Origin of the sequence: Billgrantia kenyensis, assembly GCF_013697085.1 — a bacterium.
GTDB classification, from domain to species: Bacteria; Pseudomonadota; Gammaproteobacteria; order Pseudomonadales; family Halomonadaceae; genus Halomonas; species Halomonas kenyensis.
The window spans coordinates 1-1,594 of sequence record NZ_JACEFT010000074.1; the positions used below are offsets into that span (position 1 = coordinate 1).

A 1,594-nucleotide genomic window follows, 5' to 3' on the forward strand; every position below is an offset into this window, starting at 1 on the left:
CCGTAGTACCTACGGAACATTCTGCATTCTGGTTAGCGGCAGCCATCGTGGCCTAAGAGATCCTTGTGTGACCCACATCATCACAAGGAGACCGACGATGACTGCCTCCACTCAGCTTATGCCAGACACCGTGTGTGTCGCGATCGATATTGCCAAGCGTTACCACGATGTACTGGTTCGCTGGCCCGATGGTCGTGAAAAGGTGCTTAAAATGCCCAACACACGCGCTGGGCACGACGACCTCATTCAATTCTTGCAACAGCAGGACGTCCCTGTGCTGGCCGTGCTGGAGCCCACAGCGGACTTTCATCGGCCTATTGCCTACCGGCTGGCTCAGGCAGGGATATCGGTGCACCTCGCCTCATCTTTGGCAGGCGCTCGGGTTCGAGAAGCCTTGTATACCTCGTGGGACAAGCATGACCGAAAGGATGCGCGTGTTCTGATGTATCTGCTGACCCAAGGCATAACACATCCCTTTCATGATCCCCTCCGCGAAGGATACTTCGACCTCCAGGAGATCTCGAATACCTACCAGCAGGTCGCTCGAGCCCGAACACGCTGCCAGCATAGCCTGGTCAACCACTACTTGGCGCTGTACTTCCCGGAGATGGAACGCTATCTCAGTGCGTCCCGAGCCCACTGGTTCTGTCATTTCCTGCTGGCGTTTCCCACACCAGCCAATATCATCGCGTTGACCCGCGAGGCGTTTGTCGAAGCCGCCTGGGAGAGCGTGGGGCGCAAGGTAGCCAAGCAGCAGTTTCTAGAAGGCATCTACGAAGCAGCTCAGACCAGCATGGGCCTGCCGGTCGTGCCGGATTCTCCCGCGGTGCACACTTTCCGGCTTCAGGTGAAGCAGTACCTCTCACTGACCGAGCAACGTCAGGCCTTGGAGGCGATGGCAACGACGTGCCTGAGAGATAACAAGGACTTCGCTCGCCTTCAGACGCTTCCCGGCGTGGGGCCAATCATTGCCTTGATGATTTTGGCGGAGAGCGGGGACCTGCGGCGTTTCTCGCACCATCGCCAATACTTGAAGTTTTGTGGTTTCAACCTCGCCGCATCGCAGAGCGGCAACACGTGCAGTCGCTACCGATTGGCCAAGCGTGGCAATGCTCGGCTGCGCTATGCCTACTGGCTCGCGGCGACAGTCGCCATCCGGATGCGAGAAAACAGCTTTCACACCAAATTCGACCGCTACGTCGGCAAAGACCCGACCGATGGCGATCTCAAACGAAAAGGGCTGACGGCCGTGGCGGTGAAGATGGCGCGGGTGGCACATGCCCTGATCAAGCATGACGTCGACTATCGCGGCTATCATGAGTACTGCATTCCTGGCGGCGGGACTTCTCTACAAAGCCGTAGGGCCGCAAGGACCCCGTAGATAATGGTTGAGCCCGCCCGCCAGGATGCCATGAGCCTCTGTTAAGCCCTGTCGAGCCGAACACCTTGGTTCGGACTCCTGTCACTATGGTGAGCCACCGATCCGGATATGGCGGGCTGCCAGGAATGATTTGCCTTGCTGATGTCTGAGCTATGCTGACATCAGTAAGGATCTTTTTGTCCATGATGCAACGGCAACCGCAGGTAGCCCGTT

At 57.7% G+C, this 1,594-nt stretch carries 1 protein-coding gene; it reads left to right on the plus strand.

Going from position 1 to position 1,594, the window contains the following annotated elements:
- Positions 1–97: 97 nt before the first annotated feature.
- Positions 98–1,381, plus strand: a complete 1,284-nt coding sequence (locus H1D44_RS20635; protein ID WP_181517143.1) for an IS110 family RNA-guided transposase — start codon at positions 98–100, stop codon at positions 1,379–1,381.
- Positions 1,382–1,594: the final 213 nt, after the last annotated feature.

What these genes read in the sequence shown, in the direction of transcription:
- H1D44_RS20635 (WP_181517143.1), top strand. Translation starts at nt 98, where the DNA reads ATGACTGCCTCCACTCAGCTTATGCCAGACACCGTGTGTGTCGCGATC.